Raw genomic sequence first — 21653 nt, 5'->3', positions numbered from 1 at the left:
TGGCAGGTGTCCCGATTGGCAAAATCAAGGTGTGGGTATCAGTTCTCGCGGTGTCTGGACAAAGCAAGTTGCAGGATGGCATCGCGAACGGCTTCCTTCTGTTCCATGGGCAGAAAATGAGTCGTACCCTCAAGAACCCTCACGTCAGCCGAGGGCAACAAGGTCTGCAGACGTTTTTGCGCCGCCGGCGAGAAGGTTGACCCGCGTTCCGCCGCCAGCGCGATAACCGGGCACCGCAACTGACGAATACCGGGCCAGGGGTTGTGTTCGGTATGGGCAAAGGTGGTGCTCTCCCACTCCGGCGCACACGCCAGGCGAACTTGATCGTCCTGCGGCAGAAAAGCGTGTTGGATGTAGGCCTCCAGCCATGCATCGGGCCAGGTCTTGAAGCCACCGCGGCCCCGATAGTTGTCCAGCGCAGCAGCGTGCGAGTCGAATACCCGGCGCCGACGTGCGGCTCCGGCGGCCAGTGACAACCGATGTGACTGGCGTAGCAGCTTGGCCAGCCACAACTTCAGGCCCTGCCCCGGATCCATGATCACCGGTTCCGCCAGAATCAGGCCCAGCACTTTGTCTGGCCGTCGGGCAGCGGCCATGATGCTGGTGGTGGCACCGATAGAATGGCCGGCGAGCCAGACCGGCTCGTCCAGGCTACCCAGCAGAGCGGTCATGTCGCGATAGTAGGTTTCCCAGCCCCGGAATGTCGAAAAGTTCGCCGCACCGGCGCTGGCCCCGTGCCCCCGCATGTCCCAGGCCAGGACATTGACGTCCGTGGCAAGCCCATCAAGGAGGGGGCGGTACAGGCGGCCATGGAAACCCGTTGCATGCGCCCAGTGCACCGTGGGGCGCGCTTTGGATTGCGGCCAGCGCCACAGTGCGATCTCCGCGCCATCCGGCGCCTGGAATTGGTCGCGTTCAGGGTTGTTGTGCTTATTGTTCATGAAGATCTGCTTCTTTGGCCGCCACTGTCGGGAGCAACAACTGAACCTGACCGCTGGCGATCGGTTTGCGCTTATCGCCCTGCCAGCAGGTCACCCGGACCAGGCTGCTCCGCCTGCCTTGTCGAACAATTTCGGCGCTGGCGAACGTCGATCGGGCCTGCGCGGAACGGAGGTAGTTAATGTGGCTGTCGAGAATGCGTGGGCAACGTTTGTCGGTATCCTGGCTTTGCGCAGCGACCCGCGCGGTGAGTTCGATCAGGGCGCCAAGCACGCCGCCATGGAGGGCGGGTAGCATAAAGTTGCCAATGAGCGCTTCACGACACGGCATATGAACCACTAGACCTACATCGTCGCGTTGAACCTCAAGCCCAAGGTGCCGTGCGTAGGGAATGCGCTCCAGCAGAGCCTGCCAGTCGGAACATTCTTTCCCGCTTTCGGTAGGGCCTGAGATGGGTTGTGCCGAATCGCCAGTCGTGCTCATGCGCCCTCCTTTTTTCGTCCACCGGCCTGGAATCGCTGGCCCTGGGTGTTGCGCATGAAGGTGGCGTTTGCCGTCGCTAACAGTGCACTATCGCTCTCGCTGAGGATGTCGCAATGGATGAACGCGACCTCGTCCGTTAAATGACGACAGGTGGCCACCGCCAAGAGGGCACGGTCGCCGATGGCGGGCCGCAGATAATCCATGCGCAGATCCAGCGTGGCAATGGGCATCAACTCCAGGGCCCCCGCGAATACCGCCAAGCCTCCGGCGGAGTCGGCCAGCGAGTAGAGCACGCTGGTGCAGATTTCTTTTGTATCCTCTTCGGCGAACATCCACGGCTGTGGGGTCAGGCGCATGCAGACCTGGTTTCCGTTCACAGAGACAACCTGCATACCCAGATCCCTGCCGTGGGGAACCTGTTCGGTGAACTGCCACGCCGTCGTCACAGCGTCACTGTGCTGAGCTCTGTTCGACTCCGTCATCAGATCTGCCCACCCCGGTTTGCATTTCGCACAGGGGCGGAAGTGGCGGGAAACAGCTGATTGTCATATGTCATTGCCATGTCAGTTTCTTCCGAATAACATTGTTGCTGGATTTTGGTTGGTTAACCAACCAAAAGTCAAGAATCTGTTGAGGCAAATGGCACGCCACCCGTGCAATGGCGTACGATCAGTGTAACAAGTCAGGTGGTGGCCGCTCTGATGAATAACGAACTGGCTTGCTGAGGAGATACTTAAGCGATGGTTAACAGACAGATGGCTCCTCCAAGCAAACTGGGCGACCAGGGCGACGTTTTGTCTAACGCAGCCAGGCTTTTTCGTGAGAAAGGCTTTGAAAGGACGTCGCTCAAGGAGATTGCCGAGGCCTGCAATATGCTGCCCGGAAGTCTGTATTATCGTTACAACAGCAAGGAAGCGCTGCTTGTCGAGCTGATGCGCCGGGGGGTGGACCTGGTTACCGCAGAGGTCGAGTCGGCTTACGCCAGTTCGGATGACCCGGTTGAGCGTTTACGTCTTTGTATCAACGCGCATCTGCGAGCCCTGTTGGTCGATTCGGACGCGGTTTACGTGCTGCTGTTTGAATGGCGGGCGCTGGGCCCGGAGGCTCGCGAGGAAATCATCGAACTGCGTGACCAGTACGAGTCCCTGTGGGCCGGTATCCTCGAAACAATGATTGCGCAGGGCGTGGTCCGCAAGAATATTGATGGCCGCCTGCTTCGCCTGATCGGCCTTGGGGCGCTCAACTGGGTTGCAACCTGGTTCGACCCGAACGGGGCTCATTCACTCGACACCATTGGCGACTTGATCTGGCAGATCGCTATGGACGGTGTGATCAATAAAGGGGGGCAGGCATAGGTTCTGGCTTCACAAACGCAAGCAAGTAGCCTCTGTTTATGATCGCTAATCATGCGGATGCACGGTTTGTGATCTGACATTTTGCCTGAACTGCTCAGGCGACTGGTCAAACCAGCGCTTGAAGGCGCGTCTGAAATTGGCACTGTCGTGATAGTTCATCAACGCGGCAATGGCCTCGATTGACAGCTGGCTGTCACGCAAGTAGGTCGCTGTCTGCTGGGACAGAATCTCGTCGCGAACTTTCCGAAAACCGCTGCGTTCCTGTTTGAGTTTGCGTGCCAGGGTGCGTTTGCTCATGAACAACGAGGCTGCTGCTTCGTCTTCACTGAGCGTTCCGGGCGGTCGGGACAACATCATCATCTTCAGCTGGGTCTGATAGCTCGGTTTATCCGACTGAAGTTGCGCAAGCATCGATTCACACTGTTGCAAGGCCAGACGATAGTTTTCGTGATTGGCGGAGGCATTCGGTTCCTGACACAACGACATCGGCAACGTAAGTTTTAACTGGTCGCAATCAAAGCGAATCTGCCCGGGCAAAAAATCGGCATACATTGCCTGATACGGGGGTTCAGGATGAGCGAAGCATATTTCAGCCTCATGCAAAGGGCGACCAATTATAAACTCGCCAAATTCAAAAAGGGCCTTAACCATCGCATCCGACAGGCACCGCTGTATGTCATCGTCCAGCGACTCCTGGTAGTCCAGAATACATTCCAGGCGCTCGTTGACTTGCCGCAAATGCAGTTGGATGAAGCTCGCGCGCGTGGGCAGAAAAGTATGAATCGCTTGCAGCGCAGTGAGAAAGTCGGGGCTGCTGTAGGCCACGAATCCCATCGCACCATGGGTTGCCGGGGTCAGTCGCTTGCCTAGCCATAACCCTAATTCCGGCTGGCCGGACAAATCCAGTGCGTTGCGCAGAATCCGCACCTGCTGCGCTGCGGTAAGCAGGCTTTCCTCGCTCAGGAATTGCGTCACACCAAGCCCGGTGCCGAGCAGCAGACGTGGCAGTTGTTTGGCTGTTAAATCGAGCTCACGTGCAATGAGCCGTGAGTAATTCGATGGAATACCGGGACCGGATTTTTGCAAATCACCCGTCTTCTGCGTCGTCATCATCGATCTTCCCCGTCCTAAATGATCGTCATTTTGTCTTTAAATGACCTCAGCTTGTCAAGAAATGACCTGACAGGAGTGTCGTCAGACAGACAATATCTATTACTGAACACTACTGGCAGGAGAACAATAATGGGCAAGATTACTTTTATAGAACATGATCAAACTGAACATGTTGCTGAATTCAAAGCTGGTTCCTCGGTAATGCAAATCGCCGTTGACAATCTGATTCCCGGTATTGACGGGGATTGTGGGGGAGAGTGTGCCTGTGGTACCTGCCACGTGATCGTCTCGGACGATTGGTTCAGAAAGACAGGTACGCCTGGTGGTGAGGAAGAGCAAATGCTGTCAATGACCCCGGAGCGGGCAAGCACTTCGCGCCTGGGCTGCCAGGTGGTCATTACTGATGAAATGGACGGCATGACCGTGCATTTACCCGAGTTCCAGATGTGATCATAGGAGGACGCATGCCAACACTGTCCAAAACATTTGACGACATTCAGTCCCGAGTGATTAATGCTACCTCCAGGGTGGTGCCGATGCACAGGCAGATCCAGGGGCTGAAACTGTTAATGGGCGCCAAGAAGAAGGCCTTCGGCCCACGCCGGCCCGTGCCCGAATTTGTTGAATCAGCCATCCCGGACGTTAACACGCTGGCCCTTGAGGACATCGATGTCAGCAATCCGTTTTTATATCGGCAGGATCAGTGGCGCGCCTATTTCAAACGGTTGCGTGATGAGGCTCCGGTCCATTACCAGAAGAACAGCCCCTTCGGCCCCTTCTGGTCGGTGACTCGCTTTGAAGACATCATGTTCGTGGATAAGAGTCACGACCTGTTTTCCGCCGAGCCGCAAATCATTCTGGGTGACCCTCCAGAGGGGCTGTCGGTGGAAATGTTCATAGCCATGGATCCGCCAAAACACGATGTGCAGCGCAGCTCGGTTCAAGGCGTGGTGGCACCGAAGAACCTGAAGGAAATGGAGGAGCTGATCCGATCGCGTACCGGCGATGTGCTTGACAGCCTGCCTCTGGGCCAGCCCTTCAACTGGGTGCCCACTGTATCGAAGGAACTCACCGGTCGCATGCTCGCAACCCTTCTGGATTTTCCTTACGAGGAACGTCACAAGCTGGTTGAGTGGTCGGATCGGATGGCCGGGGCAGCATCGGCAACCGGCGGCGAGTATGCCGATGAAGAGATCATGTTTGACGACGCGGCTGACATGGCCTGGTCCTTCTCCAGGCTCTGGAGGGATAAGGAAGCGCGCCGCGCGGCGGGCGAAGAGCCCGGTTTCGATTTGATCAGCCTGCTACAGAGCAACGACGACACCAAAGATCTGATCAATCGCCCGATGGAGTTTATCGGCAATCTGACGCTGCTTATCGTTGGCGGCAATGATACCACTCGCAACTCAATGAGTGGTGGCCTGGTGGCCATGAACGAATTCCCAAAGGAGCTCGAAAAACTGAAGGCAAAACCGGAACTGATTCCGAACATGGTGTCGGAAATCATCCGCTGGCAAACGCCGCTGGCCTATATGCGCCGAGTCGCCAAGCAAGATGTTGAGCTGGGCGGCCAGACCATCAAAAAGGGCGATCGCGTTGTGATGTGGTACGCCTCGGGCAACCGTGACGAGCGCAAGTTCGAAGACCCCGATCACTTCATTATCGATCGCAAGGACGCACGAAACCATATGTCATTTGGCTACGGTGTTCACCGTTGCATGGGCAACCGCCTGGCCGAATTGCAACTGCGTATCCTATGGGAAGAGATTCTCAAACGCTTTGACAAGATCGAAGTCGTCGGCGAGCCGGAGCGCGTGCAGTCCAACTTCGTGCGGGGCTATTCGGAGCTGATGGTCCAGCTGACACCAAAAAGTTAATGAACAGGCTAACCAGGATGACGACCGAACAATTTGACTATGTCGTGGTTGGCGCGGGCTCGGCCGGATGTGCTGTCGCCAGCCGCCTGTCGGAGAGCGGTCGCCATTCTGTGCTGCTGCTTGAAGCCGGTCCGGAGAGCCGCCGCAACCCTTTCGTGAACATGCCGCTGGGTTTCCTGCAGCTAATGTTCAGCCGCCGCTACAACTGGCAGTTCAATACCGAACCGCAGCGTCACATGCACGACCGGGCGCTTTTTCAGCCGCGGGGCAAGATGCTTGGCGGTTCCAGCGGCATGAACGCGCAGGTCTATATTCGCGGGCATGCCCGGGACTACGACGAGTGGGCACGGCTGGGGTGCAAAGGGTGGTCATACGCCGAGGTGTTGCCCTACTTCCGCCGATCGGAACATTTCGAGCCCAAACTTACGCCGAATGAGGCAGAATTTCATGGTCAGGGTGGTCCGCTGAACGTTGCCGAGCGCCGCTATACCAATCCGCTGAGCACGGCGTTTGTCGAGGCGGCGACCCAGGCAAAGTACCGGCTCAATACAGATTTCAACGGCAGTGAGCAGGAGGGCGTGGGCTTCTACTACGCCTACCAGAAAGACGGCACACGCTGTAGCAACGCGCGGGCCTATCTCGAACCCGCCACGGCGCGTTCCAACCTGACGGTTTGCAGCGGCGCGTATGTCACCCGGGTGCTACTCGAAGACACCCGCGCCACCGGTGTCGAATACCGCGATACAAAGGGGCTGACGCAGGTTCGTGCCGGGCGCGAAGTTGTGCTCTGCGGCGGCGCGTTCAACTCGCCGCAACTGCTGATGCTGTCCGGGATCGGTCCGCGGGAGGAGCTGTCCCGGCATGGCATAGAACTGCGCCATGCGTTGGAGGGCGTCGGGCAGAATCTCCAGGATCATATCGACGTGTTCGTGCGCGTCAGCGCCCGCAGCCGCCAAAGCATCTCGATGCATCCGAGCTACTGGCTCAAGGGGCTGTGGGGCGCTTTGACGTATCTGAGCGGTCGGCGGGGCGTGCTGTCGAGCAACGGCGCCGAGGCCGGCGGGTTCATCCGCTCCCGGCCCGAGGAGCCGGTACCCGACCTGCAGCTGCACTTCGCGCCAATGCTGTACGACGATCACGGGCGAGACCTGAAGACCGCGATGAGCGGTTATGGCTACGCGGTGATGATCTACGGGCTTAGGCCGTCGTCGCGCGGGCGCGTCGGTCTGCACAGTGCCGACCCGTTTGCCGCGCCGCTGATCGACCCCAACTACATGGCCGAGTCCGCCGATGTCGAGCGACTGGTGCGCGGTGTCCACCTGGTGCGCAAGATCCTGGCGCAGGCGGCGTTTGCCCCGCACCACGAGGTTGAGGTCTTGCCCGGGCCGGCGCTGCAGAATGACGACGATCTCGCCGCATGGGTACGGCGCAGCGGTGAATCAGCGTACCACCCGGTTGGCACCTGCAAGATGGGTGTTGATCCGATGGCGGTGGTCGATCCGCGCCTGCGCGTGCATGGCCTGCAATGCCTGCGGGTGGTCGATGCCTCCATCATGCCGACGCTGGTCGGCGGAAACACCAATCAGCCGGCAACCATGATCGGCGAGAAAGGTGCCGCGATGATACTTGAGGATGCCGGGGAGATGGTCGGCTGAGCTCCGCGCGCGCGGGCGTCACAGGGCTCAGTTGGCATCTGGACTTCTGATCAATCTGATTCCAAAGAACAGTAGAAAGAGACAGGCTATGGCAAACCAACAGAAAGAGACGACAGTCATCGTTGGCGGCGGGCACGCAGCAGGTGCGCTCCTGACAACCTTGCTGCAAAAGAAATATCAACATGAGGTGGTCCTGGTGGGCGAAGAGCCACATCCACCCTATCAGCGGCCGCCCCTGTCCAAGAACTACCTGGCAGGCGAGGTGGATCAGGAGTCGCTGTACCTCAAGCCGCGCTCGGTGTACGAGAACGCCGGCCATCAGTTGCGGCTCGGTGTACGTGCCGAACAAATTGATCGGGACAACAAGACCATCAGTTTGTCGGACCAGAGCACATTGAAATACGATCGACTGGTCCTGGCCACGGGGTCACACGTTCGACGCCTGAACGCACCCGGGGCTGACTTGAAGGGCATTCATTACCTACATGACATAGCTGACTCGGATGCCCTGCGTGAACAACTGGTTCCGGGGAAACGCTTGGTCATCGTGGGTGGTGGTTACATTGGCCTTGAAGTGGCAGCCAGCGCTACCAAAAAAAGCGTTGATGTCACGGTACTGGAAGCGGCCGAGCGTCTTATGCAGCGTGTAACAGGCCCGGAAATGTCGGAGTTTTTTTACACCAAACACAGTAACGCTGGCGTGGATCTACGCCTGAACACGGCGGTAACCGGTTTCGAAGCTAGCGATCAGGGGCATGTGGCTGGCGTGACATTGGCGAGCGGCGGCACTGTACCGGCCGACATCGTGCTCGTTTCAGTGGGTGTTGTGCCGGAAACCGCGCTGGCTGAGGCCGCCGGCCTGCCCTGTGATGACGGCATTATTGTTGACGAGTTTACCCGCACAGAAGATCCAGCCATCCTGGCGATCGGCGACTGTACCCGCCACCGGAATCTTTTCTTCGAGAAGATGCAGCGCCTTGAATCTGTCGCCAACGCGGTTGATCAGGCCCGGACAGTGGCGGCAACCCTGATGGGCGAGAAGAAACCCTATAATAGCGCTCCATGGTTCTGGTCGAACCAGTATGACGTGCGTCTGCAGATGGTGGGGTTGTCGCAATATCATGATCAGCGTGTGCTGCGCGGAAGCCCGGAAGACAAGGGATTTGCGGTGTTCTATCTCCGCGATGGCTGTGTCATTGCTGTTGATGCGGTCAACCTGCCCATCGCTTTTATGGTCGGCAAGACCCTCGTTCAACAACGCAGGCAGGTCAATCCTGAAATGTTGAAGGATCCGGATATTGAACTGAAGTCCTTGGTGAGCGGTCAGTCCATAAATTGAAATTGACGACCGAGTAGAGCTGTGCCCTTAGTTTGCCCAAAATTGCGAAAGCAATGCACAACTCATACGGCCTATGGATATCATATCCTACGACCGACAGCTTTCAGTGAGCGCAAAGGATGCGTGAGCCACAACCGGCGGAATTTCCCGTAGCCAGACACATTACTGTTGCTCTGGTAAACCGAGAGCACCATAGCGAATGATATGGACTCCCCCTGCTCCCACGGCATCGATGTGCCACATTGAAGGTGTCTGACATCTTCAATCAAAAGCAGGAGGAGTCATCATGAATGTTACAACCATTGGCATCGATCTGGCGAAAACTGTGTTCAGTATTCATGGCACCGATCAACACGGCAAGGTCGTGGTTCGCAAACGACTGAACCGGCCCAAGCTGTTGCCTTATATCGCTCAGCTCCCACCCTGCCTGATTGGCATGGAAGCCTGCTCGGGTGCCCACCATTGGGCTCGGGAAATGACCAAACTCGGCCACGATGTCCGAATCATTGCACCCCGGTTTGTCGCGCCCTATCGCAAGAGCAGCAAGAACGACGACAACGATGCCGAGGCCATCTGTGAGGCAGTAGGTCGGCCGAATATGCGGTTTGTTCCAATCAAGACCGAAGACCAGCAAGCCGTACTGTGCCTGCATCGTATTCGCCGTGGACTGACCAAAGAACGCACCGCGCAGATCAATCAGATTCGTGGGCTGCTGGCCGAGTTCGGACTGATCATTCCCCAGGGCCGTTACGCCGCACGGCGCCGGGTTCCCGAAATCCTGGAGGATGCCGAAAACGACTTACCCATGCTCGCTCGCCGCTTAATCAACAACATCAACCAACGCATTCGACAGCTCGATGAAGAAATCCTGGCTTACGATCGGGAGGTCGAAGCGATGGCCCGGAGCGATGAGCAGGCCAAGCGCCTTATGGCCATACCGGGTATCGGACCACAGACCGCAACAGCCCTGCTGGCCAGTGCGCCTGACCCCAGACAGTTCAAAAGTGGGCGACACTTTGCCGCATGGTTGGGTCTGGTGCCCCGACAATACTCGACCGGTGGCAAGGTGCGACTTGGCCGAATCACCAAGCGCGGGGACAAATACCTGCGAACGCTGCTGATCCATGGCACCCGGGCAGTGATTGCAAAATTACCGGATAAGAATGATCGACTCAGTGACTGGGCCAAAGACCTGGTGGAACGACGTGGATACAAGCGGGCCGCCGTTGCGATGGCGGCCAAGAACGCCCGGATTATATGGGCACTACTCATGAATCAAACCGAGTTTAAGACACAGCCTGTGGAGGGCTAAAACCGAGCACCAACGACAGGCAGAACAAGCCTGCCAGAAGAGTCTTGCAACGGCAAGCGATGACGGAACGGTCAGACCGAGAGTGGGAGAACCTGTTTATTTCTGCGGCTCAGCGAAGCCGACTAGACATTATGACTCCCCACTAAGGGGGCTGCCCCCACCTCGTGGGTTAGCCTCAGCCAGAGCCATAATTTACGTGTTCACATGCGTAAAATCGGGGGGCAGCACCATGAAAAAACATAGCACAGTGTTCATTGGCCTGGATACGCACAAAGACTCCATCTCCGTGGCCTACGCCACAGATTCTCGAACGGAACCGGTCACTTACCTCGGTGCTATCGGCACCCAGCACTACGCCATCCGAAAGATGGTTCGACAGTTCCAATCCCGACACCCTGGATGCCAGCTTCAGTTTGTCTATGAAGCCGGTCCCTGTGGCTACTGGCTCTATCGTCTGCTTTCAAGCTGGGACTATCCTTGCTTTGTCGTCGCACCATCACTGATTCCGAAGAAACCCGGCCAGCAGGTCAAAACCGATAAACGCGACTGCATGCAGCTCGCTCAGTTGCTGCGTAACGGTGACATCGATCCTATCTACGTGCCAGAACCGGAAGACGAGGCCATTCGCGATCTGTCACGGGCCCGGGAAACCGCCATGTGGGATCTCAAGAATGCCAAGAGCCAACTCAAGGCATTCCTGTTGAGGCACGATATCCGATACGCGGGTACGGCCAACTGGTCGGCGGCACACATCCGATGGCTCTCGGAACTGGTCATGCCAACACCAGCACAGAACACCGTGTTCCGGGAGATGCTCTACACCATCGTCGAACGCCACAAGCGTCTCGAACGGCTCGACAACGAACTCACCTATCAGGTGCGTCGATGGCGATTCTACCCACTGGTCAAAGCAGTCCAGGCACTACGGGGTGTTCAGTTGCTGGTCGCTACCAGCGTTGTCGCTGAACTGGGGGATCTCCAGCGCTTCGACAACCCCAGAAAACTGATGGCCTATGTCGGACTGACACCCAGTGAACGATCCAGCGGTAACCGGCGACGAATTGGGCCGCTCACCTGTGCTGGAAACAAACGAGCAAGGCGCATGCTCATTGAAGCGGCTCATGCCTATCGATACCCGGCCAAAACCTCCCGGATACTGCAGCAACGGCAAGAGGATCTACCAAAGGCCATCGTAGAAAAGGCCTGGGATGCCCAGGTTCGGCTCTGCCGACGCTATCGATCGCTGATGCAGCGAGGTAAACATCGAAACGTCGTGGTGGCCGCTATTGCCAGAGAACTGGTCGGTCACATCTGGGCCATTGCCCGGGAAGTCGTGATCGTCAAACCCGATCCAAGGTTGATGCTATGACAACGATTATGGGACAGGACAGGCGCTTCAGGCCGCGGAGTGTGAAGCAACCCTCGACGCGCGTTAGGAAGCCTGGCTGAAGCCTCAGACCAGACGCTCGTTCCTAGACGGAGGACCGGCTTCACGACGGAAAAGTAAGGTGGTGAGAACCCACGGATATCAGCATGAGAACCGTCGACGATTACTGGCCTCAACGTCTGTCCTGACCCGCCCTATATCAGCGGGAACCTAGCTCTGAAAAACGGGCCTGGACTGGTACGTGCTTCTTGACGTGGGGAGTCATATCAGACATTATGACTCCCCACTAAGGGGGCTGCCCCCACCTCGTGGGTTAGCCTCAGCCAGAGCCATAATTTACGTGTTCACATGCGTAAAATCGGGGGGCAGCACCATGAAAAAACATAGCACAGTGTTCATTGGCCTGGATACGCACAAAGACTCCATCTCCGTGGCCTACGCCACAGATTCTCGAACGGAACCGGTCACTTACCTCGGTGCTATCGGCACCCAGCACTACGCCATCCGAAAGATGGTTCGACAGTTCCAATCCCGACACCCTGGATGCCAGCTTCAGTTTGTCTATGAAGCCGGTCCCTGTGGCTACTGGCTCTATCGTCTGCTTTCAAGCTGGGACTATCCTTGCTTTGTCGTCGCACCATCACTGATTCCGAAGAAACCCGGCCAGCAGGTCAAAACCGATAAACGCGACTGCATGCAGCTCGCTCAGTTGCTGCGTAACGGTGACATCGATCCTATCTACGTGCCAGAACCGGAAGACGAGGCCATTCGCGATCTGTCACGGGCCCGGGAAACCGCCATGTGGGATCTCAAGAATGCCAAGAGCCAACTCAAGGCATTCCTGTTGAGGCACGATATCCGATACGCGGGTACGGCCAACTGGTCGGCGGCACACATCCGATGGCTCTCGGAACTGGTCATGCCAACACCAGCACAGAACACCGTGTTCCGGGAGATGCTCTACACCATCGTCGAACGCCACAAGCGTCTCGAACGGCTCGACAACGAACTCACCTATCAGGTGCGTCGATGGCGATTCTACCCACTGGTCAAAGCAGTCCAGGCACTACGGGGTGTTCAGTTGCTGGTCGCTACCAGCGTTGTCGCTGAACTGGGGGATCTCCAGCGCTTCGACAACCCCAGAAAACTGATGGCCTATGTCGGACTGACACCCAGTGAACGATCCAGCGGTAACCGGCGACGAATTGGGCCGCTCACCTGTGCTGGAAACAAACGAGCAAGGCGCATGCTCATTGAAGCGGCTCATGCCTATCGATACCCGGCCAAAACCTCCCGGATACTGCAGCAACGGCAAGAGGATCTACCAAAGGCCATCGTAGAAAAGGCCTGGGATGCCCAGGTTCGGCTCTGCCGACGCTATCGATCGCTGATGCAGCGAGGTAAACATCGAAACGTCGTGGTGGCCGCTATTGCCAGAGAACTGGTCGGTCACATCTGGGCCATTGCCCGGGAAGTCGTGATCGTCAAACCCGATCCAAGGTTGATGCTATGACAACGATTATGGGACAGGACAGGCGCTTCAGGCCGCGGAGTGTGAAGCAACCCTCGACGCGCGTTAGGAAGCCTGGCTGAAGCCTCAGACCAGACGCTCGTTCCTAGACGGAGGACCGGCTTCACGACGGAAAAGTAAGGTGGTGAGAACCCACGGATATCAGCATGAGAACCGTCGACGATTACTGGCCTCAACGTCTGTCCTGACCCGCCCTATATCAGCGGGAACCTAGCTCTGAAAAACGGGCCTGGACTGGTACGTGCTTCTTGACGTGGGGAGTCATATCAACGAATAAGGTCCCCGCTCACACGCATCATCATCCTGGCCCGGGCAAAAACGCCCACAAAGAGGCCGAATGTAGAGCCGCAGTCTCAAACCGCTTCGGATTCAAATGGCGTTGCTTGACCGCAGGGGGAGTCCATGTAGGTGAAATAATTCTCTATATGTCCCACTAATAACCTCACCTTGCAATTACCGACGAAAATATGAACTTGATTTTACCCACAAAGAAAAAGCGAAGTCTCTATCGGCCATTATGGGTAGAGGTTCCGATCACTCAATCCTTCATAAGCAACATCGCCCATTCGGTGTCGACCTCTTGTTTTGGTTCATCTGAGCATATGCTTTTTCATGCGGATGGGTGGTGGCAGCCAAGACAGGGCTTTTCAGACTGCAAGCTTCAAGCGGTGTGTAAATCAAACAGAGTAAGATTCCGGCTTATTGATGGTGGACATCAAGAACCGATAGTTACGAGCGGTATTAATGTTAAGACACTTGCTCGATTAAATGAAACTTGCGGGACTACTGAAAAGGTTTTCTATAGTAAGGACGTGCCGGTCCTGATGGCTATATACTACTCGACTAAACGATACGAGACCTTTAAATGATGCATAAGGCTGGGGCTATATACCTAAGGAAGATCTGAATAACCGCTGGTTTTTGCCCCTTTTCCGCAATCTTGGCGGAAAAGGGGCGCATTGGTCTTACGCTGCAGGTTTTTTATCAATCAGCAGGTTGCTGAAAGCGACCAGCAAATGCAGACGGTTGGTATACTTGGCATTTAAAAGCGATATGCAACACCGATGCTCACGATAGTGGGGTCCACTTCCACTTTTGCCTGAACAGGGGCCGGGCCCAGGTTACCGGTGATATCCGCCTCGAAGGGTGCATATCTAACGTCAAAATTTGCCGACCAGTTATTGTGTATCCTCCAGCGAAAACCAGCCTGAACCGCAGGGGCCCATGTATCTTCGACGTCGAAGTCGGTTAGTGCGCGATCCTTCTCATCTAAAAAGAGAATCCGTCCTACACCCGCTCCAAAGTACGGAGAGAAGTTGCTACCCGTCAAAACATGATACTGAAGCGAAAGAATTACCGGACCATAATCTGTTTGACCAAGAAAAAGACCGGAGAGAGACTCTTCGCCCTGGAGGTCCGCACTAGCGGGAATGCCGCCAAAAATGTTAAATGCCAGCTGATTACTCAGAAAATACGACACGTCGAATGATACGGTCGTATCGTTGTTAATAGACAGGTTGGAATTTGGAACGGGGGCACTCCCCGCAGAGGCTGATCGCAAATCTTCATCGGTTAGAACTCTAGTGGCATTCAGCCCAACCACCCAGTCGCCTCTACTGTAAACCGGCTCAGATTGAGCGTTGGCCAGGCTCGCAGCAAGTGAAAGTAAAAGGAACGCCACTAACGAGACTTTACTAATTATTTTAGGTTTCATTTTTTATTATCCTTTTTGGTATTAAAACAAATTGGCTTTAGGTAAAACTGCAATTTTTCGTAACACAAATGCCACTCATTGAAGCTAGCTTGCCGGTTTATTGACTAATACTTCCCCATACTCAGAACGCAGCTTGTTTTTTAATACTTTCCCAGTGGCATTGCGTGGCAATCCTTCCACAAAGATCGCGCGATCCGGGATCTGCCACTTGGCGACTTTCCCTTGATAATGAGCAAGAAGTTCCTCCTCAGTAATATTTGCGTCGGGTATTTTTACTGCCAACAGGATCGGTCGTTCGTCCCATTTATCATGGGAGGCCGCCACTACGGCAGCTTCATTGATGGCAGAATGGCCCATTGCGATTCCCTCCAATTCGACTGTAGATATCCATTCACCACCAGATTTAATAATATCTTTTGAGCGGTCACGTATTGTCATAAATCCATCATCATTGATCGAAGCAACATCACCTGTCTCGAACCAACCGTCTTCCTCAAGAGTCTGATTTGGTTCAACACCGAAGTAATCGGCTACCACCCAATGACCACGGATGCGGAGATTTCCCTGAGCAATGCCATCTTCGGGCAGTTGATGGCCGTCTTCACCCACAATTTTGAGCTGCACCCCGTAGGGAGGCCGTCCCTGGCTTTCACGGATTTTGTTTCTTCCTTCCTCCGAAAGAGTATTGTGTTTCGACAGCAGTGCATTGACGGTTCCGATCGGTGATGTTTCTGTCATTCCCCATGCATGGACAACTTCTACGCCATACTTACCACGAAACTCCGACATCATTGAGGGCGGACAAGCGCTACCCCCTATCACCGTCCGTTTAAGCGACTGTGCCGAGGAGCCAAGCTCGTCCAAAGCCGAGAGAAGTCCCTGCCAAATTGTAGGCACACCCAGCGCAATCGTTACGCTTTCTGAATCGATCAGCTTGACCAAACTTTGTCCATCCAGGCCAGGACCAGGCAACACCAGTTTGGCTCCAACCATCGCCGTAATGTAGGGTACCCCCCACGCATTTACGTGAAACATAGGAACAACCGGCATCACCACGTCCCGTGCCGATAAATTCAGTGCGTCGGGTTGAGCAGCTACCAGCGCGTGCAGAACGGTGGAGCGGTGTGAATAGAGCACCCCTTTGGGATTTCCAGTGGTGCCCGATGTATAGCAGAGGCTTGAAGCCTGGTTTTCGGCGATTTCAGGCCAATTCGCGTTAGGCGTTCCTCGCTGGAGAAACTCTTCATAAAACAACAATCCTGGAAATTGCGCTGCAATTTCTTCGTCCGGTTCGGACATCAATACAAATTTCTCAACCGTCTCCAGTCGGTCTCGGATATTTGAAACAATGGGAAGGAACGTTTTGTCAAAGAATATGACTTTGTCTTGAGCATTGTTGATAACGTAAACGAGTTGTTCTGGAAACAGTCGCGGGTTAATGGTGTGACACACCATCCCGCCACCAGAGATGCCAAGGTAACATTCCAGGTGCCCCACGTTATTCCAACAAATGGTCGCGCACCGATCCCCCTGGACATAGCCTGCCGTTCGAAGCGCTGACGCAAGTTGTCGCGACCGCTCCGAAACAGTTGCCCAGTCAGATCGACTGGGATTTCCATCCGTTCCTATCGACACAATCTCAGCGTCTCCATGGTAGCGAGCAGCATGGTCGATCAAGGAATTCACGGTGAGCTCCATGTTCATCATTTGGCCAAGCACGTTTATCTCCTGTCGTTTTTGTAGTTGGTTGACGCGAGTATCTGGCGTCATTAAGGTCCAATGTAGAAGGCATAATCCGGGTTTGAACCTAAACATTTCCCAAGAGGATGTCGGCTGCATTTTCGGCAATCATCATGGTGGGTGCGTTGGTGTTACCGGCAACCAAACTGGGCATTATCGAGGCATCGACAACTCTTAGCCCTTCAATCCCTCTGACTTTTAATTCCGGATCAACGACTGAATCCGGATCCGCGCCCATACGACAAGTGCCAACGGGGTGGTAAATAGTCTCTGCATTTTCCCGGATAAAGTCCGCAATCTGACCGTCCGAAGACACCGAGTTTCCGGGCTTAATTTCTCGTTTACTATGTAAAGCCATTGTTGGTGCCCCGAGTATCCGTCGTCCAAATTTAACGGCCGAGATCATTGTTTTGATGTCTTCGGGGTTACTGAGATAATTGGGTTGAATCAACGGGTCGGCCAATGGGTCAGGGCTTTTGAGACCTATAAAACCGCGGCTTCTGGGCATTAGATCGCAAATATGCAAGGTGTACCCATACCCGGCCATCACTTTTCGTCCATGATCCTTCAGGTAAGTTGGCAAAAAGTGGAATTGCACATTTGGCCGTTCGCACGAGCGCTCGGATTTAACAAAGCCTCCGGACTCGGCAACATTACTGGTAAGAAATCCACGTCGCGCAAAGATATATGAGAATAATGCGCTCACGCCCCGAAACAGGAAACTGGGAGCAACGCCAATGGGCAAACGTGAGTTCGCCGCGTGCATGATCGTAATATCCAAATGATCAACCAGATTCTGGCCGACCTCAGGGAGATGATGCACAAGGGGGATCCCGTGTTTTCCAAGCTCTTCGCTATCACCGATTCCCGAAAGCATAAGTAGTTGTGGTGAATTAACCGCACCACCAGACAATATGACTTCACCGCCGTTATTGAGTCTAAGCTGGCGATATTCGCCCCCCTGGTTCAGTGTCACGCCGACTGCCCGCTTACCGTCCATTACCACCCGGGTTACCCGCGCGTCCGTTAGCACATCAAGATTAGGCCGGTTCTCCGCGACACGCAGAAATGCCTGCGCTGAACTCCAACGGCGACCATTTTTTTGTGTCACCTGGTAGAGTCCCAATCCCTCTTGCGTCTCTCCATTAAAGTCCGTGTTTATCGGGAGCTCTACATGAGGTGCCGCTCGAACAAAATCTCGACTCAACGGATTGACTGATTTGAGTTCACTTACGGTGAGCTCACCGCCCTCCCCATGGTAAGAATCTGCGCCAAAACGTTTATTATCTTCCAGTCGACGAAACAATTTTAAAGCGCGATCCCATCCCCAGAGGTCTGTCCCGGCAACTTGACCCCAGTGGTCATAATCGGCTTTGTGACCTCTGATATAGACCATGGCGTTGATAGAAGAGGACCCGCCAAGTGTTTTCCCACGAGGCCAAAACAGGCGGCGCTCCTTTAGATGTTCTTGAGGTTCGGTTTCAAGAGCCCAATTCAGCTTTTTACTATTGGAAAGGAGTGCTATACCTATAGGCATATGTATGAGTGGATTTTTATCCTTTGGGCCCGCTTCTAGCAACGCTACTCGCTTTGAAGAGTCCGCCGTAAGCCGATTGGCCAATACACAGCCCGCCGATCCCGCACCGACAATAATGTAATCGTACATAATAACTCTCTTATTATTTGATTATGCTCAGCCCAGAATACGAACAGCAGCCTCTATAAGACGCCGGACCCAGGCTGTATAGGGTGGAAAAAGAAGATGCATAAGAGAATGTTTATCCTCCATCAACGCCTTTTCATGCGAAAAAGCGCGGAAACCGTATTCACCGTGTGCCGCCCCTATCCCGGAATTATTAACTCCACCAAACGGCAGACCCGGATGTAGAAAATGCACAACTGTAAGGTTGACTCCTACAGCGCCGGAGCTCGTTCGCTCGATAATATCCGTGGCAAAAGACTCGTTTTTGTCGAATATGTAAAGCGCAAGCGGTTTAGGGTTATCGTTGATTTTCTTGATAACCAGATCAATATCGTCGAATTCAATAACGGGTAAGATCGGGCCGAATAACTCCTCACGTGAAATATCCATGTCGCTGGATACATTTGAAATCAACGTCGGAGCAATAAAATTCTCTTCAGCATCTGTAACACCGCCCTCAAAGACTCTTGCACCTTTGTTTTTGGCATCATCTATCAGGTTTGAAACTCGCTGGAAATGACGTCGATTTACAATCCGGCAATAGTCGGCGGTCGATTTCTGGGCTTCTGGTGTTTTTCCATAGACTCGCCCAATTTCCGTTTTAAGTGCTTCATTGAATTGATCTGCGATATTAACGTGCACAAAAACATGATCTGGGGCGATACAGGTCTGTCCATTATTGGCAAACTTACCCCAGACAATGTTTCTTGCAGCCCTCTTTATGTTGGCATCTGGGCCAACAATGGTCGGGGACTTACCCCCCAATTCCAGCGTCACTGAGGAAAGGTTCGTGGCGGCAGCCTCCATGACCACCTTGCCTACCGCAGGACTGCCCGTGAAGAATATGTGGTCGAAGGGTAAGGCCAACAGTTTCTGCGCTACCGCGGCATCACCCTCAATCACGGAAACCAGATCGGGAGGGAAGGTTTCGGCGACAATGTTGGCAATCACCTTTGAGGTATGTGGTGTCATTTCCGAGGGTTTAATGATGGCTCCGTTCCCTGCAGCCAACGCTGAGACGAGAGGCCCGAGCGCAAGATTGAGCGGATAATTCCACGGTGCAATAATCAGGCACACTCCCTTTGGTTCTGGCCGAACATAAGATTTCGTGCCCAGAACACCAACGGATGCAGCCACTCGCTTCGGACGCATCCATTTACGCAAGTGTTTTTTAGTGTGTCGAATTTCCTGAAGCACCGGCAGGAGTTCAGTTAATTTGACTTCTGGAGCGGGTTTTCGAAAGTCCGCCGCGCAAGCCGCAATGATGTTTGATTCGTGGCGTTTAATTGAATCCCGCAGCTGGTCGAGCTGCGCTATTCGAGCCTCCAAGGTAAAGCTTCCGCGACGCGCAAGTTGTGCCCGCTGTAGGGCCGCGAACGTTGAATCAATCGTATCGCTGGTTGACACATTGGTCACCCCAACCTCCGCCAGACTAGCAATCTGCATTATAAAATCACCTCTTGCCGAACGAGACTGTTGTTATTTTCAATCGGATTACTAGTCTTCATAGAGGACATAGTCCTCTTTTGTGGCACCACAGTCCGGACAGCACCAATCGTCTGGAATATCTTCAAAACGAGTGCCGGCAGGGAAGCCTTCGGCTTCATCTCCGAGAGCTTCATCGTAGATATGGCCGCAAGTGATGCAGACCCACTTCCGATAGGTATCTTTTTGAGTCGAGTCTTTCGGCGATTTTGAAGAGTTAGGCTTGGGTTTCGCTTTGGGCTTTGTTTTATTTTTAGCTGAAGGAGTAGATGCGCCCGTTGCTTTCTGCGATGCTCCCTCGGTCTTAGCTTGGCTGGCAGGGCGGACCGCTGTATTGGTTGCGGACACCGAAAGTTCCGGGTTCGCTTCTTGAAGCGCAACGAAGTCAACCTTATCCCTGACGGCACAGTCTGGACAGGACCAGTCTTCAGGAATTTTTTCCCATGTCGTTCCTGCAGGAAAGCCTTCGTGCGGATCACCAACCACTTCGTCGTATACATAACCACAATCAGGGCATTGATATTTAGCCATCTAGAGCACCTTTCAAACGATATTATTGTCTTTGTTTTGGTAGCGCCCGACGCGCACCCTCTTTCAGGTGCACGTCAGAGGCTCTTTTTCTGCAACGTAAATAAAGTAAACGAGGTATATAAGTTCCGATTAGCCGATCATTTAGCCGCGGCGGTATCGACTGATTCAGAATCAGTCCCACCAAATTTACGCTCATAGAATTCACGCTTGCCGGGTTGAATCTGAATCTTATCGAGATCTCCTTTAGCCCAATCCAGCACCCGGTGGTCCATTATCGAACGAAACCATGAGGGAAACATTGCGGCCAGGAACATCCCGGGATATCCCGATGGTAAGGAAGGCAGGTCTTTGAAGTCGCGAAGCGATTGATAGGACCTTGTAGGATGGGCGTGATGGTCGGAATGTCGTTGCAAATGAAACAGAATCAGGTTCGACATAATATGGTTTGAGTTCCATGAGTGGTGCGGTTGTTGACGCTCATAACGTCCATCCGACATCTTCTCGCGCAGCAATCCGTAATGCTCAATGTAGTTGGCGCTGGTCAGCTGCCACCAGCCAAAGGCCATTTGAATGGGCAAAAAGATCAGCATTAACGGGCCAAAAAACGCCAGCAATCCCGCATAAAGCACAGCGGTCAAAATCATAGGCTGAAGAACTTCGTTCTCCAGGCTCCAGACACTTTTTCCACAACGACTGAGGCGCTGTTCCTCTAAATCCCATGCCCGCTTGAAAGCACCGGGAATTTCACGCAGTGAGAATGAGTAAATGGACTCACCCATGCGGGATGTCGCCGGGTCCATCGGCGTAGCCACATCACGGTGATGCCCCTTATTGTGCTCAATGAAGAAATGACCATATCCGACCACGGCGAGGACAAGCTTCGCCATCCAACGGTCAAACGTTTCTTTTTTATGGCCAAGTTCGTGGCCTGTGTTCAGAGCCAGGCCATTCACGATTCCCAGGGAAAGGGCCAATGCCAGAAACTCGAAAACACTCATTGGTTGCGTGGATACCCACCAGGCACTGACAATCAAGGCGGCATAGTGAATAGGAACCGTCAAGTAGGTCAGTACCCGATAGTAACGATCCTGTTCAAGCCGAGGCACAGCCGACTCAGGGGGGTTTGAAAAATCCTCTCCAAACATGGCATCAATCAAGGGAACTGCGCCATACCAAAGGATCAACACCAATCCGTACCAAATGCTCCATCCAGTCTGGGATACCAAATAAAGGCCAATAAGAGGCGTCGCTGGCCACAGCACAGAAAGGACCCACAGGTGGCGTTTTCTGTCCACATAACCTTCGGCATCAGGGTCTCTCTGAAGAGACTCTGTTGTTAAGACATTTTCTGACATTGACATTAGGATCACCTTATTGTTTTTCAGCTTGATCATTTTTCTACATTGTGCGAACACCGAGTCCCTCAGGTGAACGGACAAGTTGTAGGCATGAACAGGTTTGGCCAGAACCGGAGATCAAACAACTACTCT

The 21653-nt window shown here is 54.2% G+C and carries 18 protein-coding genes; 8 read left to right on the top strand and 10 right to left on the bottom strand.

Translation table 11 applies throughout. From position 1 onward, the window contains the following. Positions 1-38: 38 nt before the first annotated feature. From AC0J1C_RS09925 to AC0J1C_RS09915, 3 genes are read right to left on the bottom strand one after another with little or no spacing between them, the layout of a single operon-like run. Positions 39-941, bottom strand: coding sequence for an alpha/beta fold hydrolase (locus AC0J1C_RS09925; RefSeq protein WP_014422286.1), 903 nt, complete (start codon positions 939-941; stop codon positions 39-41). Beyond that, a complete protein-coding gene (locus tag AC0J1C_RS09920) occupies positions 931-1422 on the bottom strand; it encodes a PaaI family thioesterase (RefSeq protein ID WP_014422287.1) in 492 nt (163 codons plus the stop codon). The genes AC0J1C_RS09925 and AC0J1C_RS09920 overlap by 11 nt, the downstream gene beginning before the upstream one ends. Further along, complete coding sequence (locus AC0J1C_RS09915) at positions 1419-1904, bottom strand: PaaI family thioesterase (protein ID WP_014422288.1); 486 nt, start codon at positions 1902-1904, stop codon at positions 1419-1421. Before AC0J1C_RS09915 ends, AC0J1C_RS09920 begins: the two co-directional genes overlap by 4 nt. A gap of 258 nt (positions 1905-2162) precedes the next feature. Between AC0J1C_RS09915 and AC0J1C_RS09910 the strand changes: the two genes are divergently transcribed. Beyond that, a complete protein-coding gene (locus tag AC0J1C_RS09910; protein ID WP_014422289.1) occupies positions 2163-2777 on the top strand; it encodes a TetR/AcrR family transcriptional regulator in 615 nt (204 codons plus the stop codon). 45 nt (positions 2778-2822) lie between these two features. Here AC0J1C_RS09910 and AC0J1C_RS09905 read toward each other — a convergent pair whose 3' ends face one another. Continuing rightward, positions 2823-3890 carry an AraC family transcriptional regulator gene (locus tag AC0J1C_RS09905; RefSeq protein ID WP_014422290.1) on the bottom strand — a complete coding sequence of 356 codons (1068 nt, stop codon included), beginning with the start codon at positions 3888-3890 and terminating at the stop codon, positions 2823-2825. Between the two features lie 129 nt (positions 3891-4019). On the opposite strand from AC0J1C_RS09905, the gene AC0J1C_RS09900 reads away from it, so the two are divergent. The 7 genes from AC0J1C_RS09900 to AC0J1C_RS09870 all read left to right on the top strand — a co-directional run bounded on the left by AC0J1C_RS09900 (position 4020) and on the right by AC0J1C_RS09870 (position 12973). Continuing rightward, positions 4020-4340 (top strand): 2Fe-2S iron-sulfur cluster-binding protein, encoded by a 321-nt coding sequence (locus AC0J1C_RS09900; RefSeq protein WP_008170311.1) that lies wholly within the window; start codon positions 4020-4022, stop codon positions 4338-4340. Between the two features lie 14 nt (positions 4341-4354). Beyond that, a complete protein-coding gene (locus tag AC0J1C_RS09895; protein ID WP_041654913.1) occupies positions 4355-5767 on the top strand; it encodes a cytochrome P450 in 1413 nt (470 codons plus the stop codon). A gap of 17 nt (positions 5768-5784) precedes the next feature. Next, positions 5785-7422: a GMC family oxidoreductase gene (locus AC0J1C_RS09890; protein ID WP_225316732.1), complete on the top strand. Its 1638-nt coding sequence runs from the start codon at positions 5785-5787 to the stop codon at positions 7420-7422. An 88-nt stretch (positions 7423-7510) separates the two neighbouring features. Continuing rightward, complete coding sequence (locus AC0J1C_RS09885; protein WP_041654915.1) at positions 7511-8761, top strand: NAD(P)/FAD-dependent oxidoreductase; 1251 nt, start codon at positions 7511-7513, stop codon at positions 8759-8761. A 286-nt stretch (positions 8762-9047) separates the two neighbouring features. Then, positions 9048-10073: an IS110 family RNA-guided transposase gene (locus tag AC0J1C_RS09880; protein WP_008170306.1), complete on the top strand. Its 1026-nt coding sequence runs from the start codon at positions 9048-9050 to the stop codon at positions 10071-10073. A 229-nt stretch (positions 10074-10302) separates the two neighbouring features. Continuing rightward, the gene (locus tag AC0J1C_RS09875; protein ID WP_473043714.1) at positions 10303-11442 is read left to right on the top strand and encodes an IS110 family RNA-guided transposase; all 1140 of its coding nucleotides are present in this window, start codon (positions 10303-10305) and stop codon (positions 11440-11442) included. A 391-nt stretch (positions 11443-11833) separates the two neighbouring features. Then, positions 11834-12973, top strand: a complete 1140-nt coding sequence (locus AC0J1C_RS09870; protein ID WP_473043714.1) for an IS110 family RNA-guided transposase — start codon at positions 11834-11836, stop codon at positions 12971-12973. Between the two features lie 1060 nt (positions 12974-14033). Here the strand turns inward: AC0J1C_RS09870 and AC0J1C_RS09865 are convergent. From AC0J1C_RS09865 to AC0J1C_RS09840, 6 genes are all read right to left on the bottom strand, one after another. Next, positions 14034-14705, bottom strand: coding sequence for an OmpW/AlkL family protein (locus tag AC0J1C_RS09865; RefSeq protein ID WP_008170303.1), 672 nt, complete (start codon positions 14703-14705; stop codon positions 14034-14036). Between the two features lie 84 nt (positions 14706-14789). Continuing rightward, on the bottom strand, positions 14790-16475 hold the full coding sequence (locus AC0J1C_RS09860) for a long-chain fatty acid--CoA ligase (RefSeq protein WP_236040830.1): 1686 nt from the start codon (positions 16473-16475) through the stop codon (positions 14790-14792). A 37-nt stretch (positions 16476-16512) separates the two neighbouring features. Beyond that, positions 16513-18111, bottom strand: coding sequence for a GMC family oxidoreductase (locus AC0J1C_RS09855; protein WP_058091244.1), 1599 nt, complete (start codon positions 18109-18111; stop codon positions 16513-16515). 27 nt (positions 18112-18138) lie between these two features. Continuing rightward, positions 18139-19593, bottom strand: coding sequence for an aldehyde dehydrogenase family protein (locus tag AC0J1C_RS09850; RefSeq protein ID WP_058091245.1), 1455 nt, complete (start codon positions 19591-19593; stop codon positions 18139-18141). 51 nt (positions 19594-19644) lie between these two features. Then, a complete protein-coding gene (locus AC0J1C_RS09845) occupies positions 19645-20163 on the bottom strand; it encodes a rubredoxin (protein ID WP_011783984.1) in 519 nt (172 codons plus the stop codon). Positions 20164-20300: 137 nt separating this feature from the next. Then, complete coding sequence (locus tag AC0J1C_RS09840) at positions 20301-21524, bottom strand: alkane 1-monooxygenase (RefSeq protein WP_197463861.1); 1224 nt, start codon at positions 21522-21524, stop codon at positions 20301-20303. Between the last annotated feature and the right edge of the window lie 129 nt (positions 21525-21653).

It is taken from the genome of Marinobacter sp. E2 (assembly GCF_055755345.1).
Note: the sequence above shows the minus strand (reverse complement) of the source record. Positions and strands in the feature narration are given on the sequence as shown.

Coding starts and splice junctions, on each gene's coding strand:
- AC0J1C_RS09925 (WP_014422286.1), bottom strand. CDS start 941: ATGAACAATAAGCACAACAACCCTGAACGCGACCAATTCCAGGCGCCG.
- AC0J1C_RS09920 (WP_014422287.1), bottom strand. CDS start 1,422: ATGAGCACGACTGGCGATTCGGCACAACCCATCTCAGGCCCTACCGAA.
- AC0J1C_RS09915 (WP_014422288.1), bottom strand. CDS start 1,904: ATGACGGAGTCGAACAGAGCTCAGCACAGTGACGCTGTGACGACGGCG.
- AC0J1C_RS09910 (WP_014422289.1), top strand. CDS start 2,163: ATGGTTAACAGACAGATGGCTCCTCCAAGCAAACTGGGCGACCAGGGC.
- AC0J1C_RS09905 (WP_014422290.1), bottom strand. CDS start 3,890: ATGATGACGACGCAGAAGACGGGTGATTTGCAAAAATCCGGTCCCGGT.
- AC0J1C_RS09900 (WP_008170311.1), top strand. CDS start 4,020: ATGGGCAAGATTACTTTTATAGAACATGATCAAACTGAACATGTTGCT.
- AC0J1C_RS09895 (WP_041654913.1), top strand. CDS start 4,355: ATGCCAACACTGTCCAAAACATTTGACGACATTCAGTCCCGAGTGATT.
- AC0J1C_RS09890 (WP_225316732.1), top strand. CDS start 5,785: ATGACGACCGAACAATTTGACTATGTCGTGGTTGGCGCGGGCTCGGCC.
- AC0J1C_RS09885 (WP_041654915.1), top strand. CDS start 7,511: ATGGCAAACCAACAGAAAGAGACGACAGTCATCGTTGGCGGCGGGCAC.
- AC0J1C_RS09880 (WP_008170306.1), top strand. CDS start 9,048: ATGAATGTTACAACCATTGGCATCGATCTGGCGAAAACTGTGTTCAGT.
- AC0J1C_RS09875 (WP_473043714.1), top strand. CDS start 10,303: ATGAAAAAACATAGCACAGTGTTCATTGGCCTGGATACGCACAAAGAC.
- AC0J1C_RS09870 (WP_473043714.1), top strand. CDS start 11,834: ATGAAAAAACATAGCACAGTGTTCATTGGCCTGGATACGCACAAAGAC.
- AC0J1C_RS09865 (WP_008170303.1), bottom strand. CDS start 14,705: ATGAAACCTAAAATAATTAGTAAAGTCTCGTTAGTGGCGTTCCTTTTA.
- AC0J1C_RS09860 (WP_236040830.1), bottom strand. CDS start 16,475: ATGACGCCAGATACTCGCGTCAACCAACTACAAAAACGACAGGAGATA.
- AC0J1C_RS09855 (WP_058091244.1), bottom strand. CDS start 18,111: ATGTACGATTACATTATTGTCGGTGCGGGATCGGCGGGCTGTGTATTG.
- AC0J1C_RS09850 (WP_058091245.1), bottom strand. CDS start 19,593: ATGCAGATTGCTAGTCTGGCGGAGGTTGGGGTGACCAATGTGTCAACC.
- AC0J1C_RS09845 (WP_011783984.1), bottom strand. CDS start 20,163: ATGGCTAAATATCAATGCCCTGATTGTGGTTATGTATACGACGAAGTG.
- AC0J1C_RS09840 (WP_197463861.1), bottom strand. CDS start 21,524: ATGTCAATGTCAGAAAATGTCTTAACAACAGAGTCTCTTCAGAGAGAC.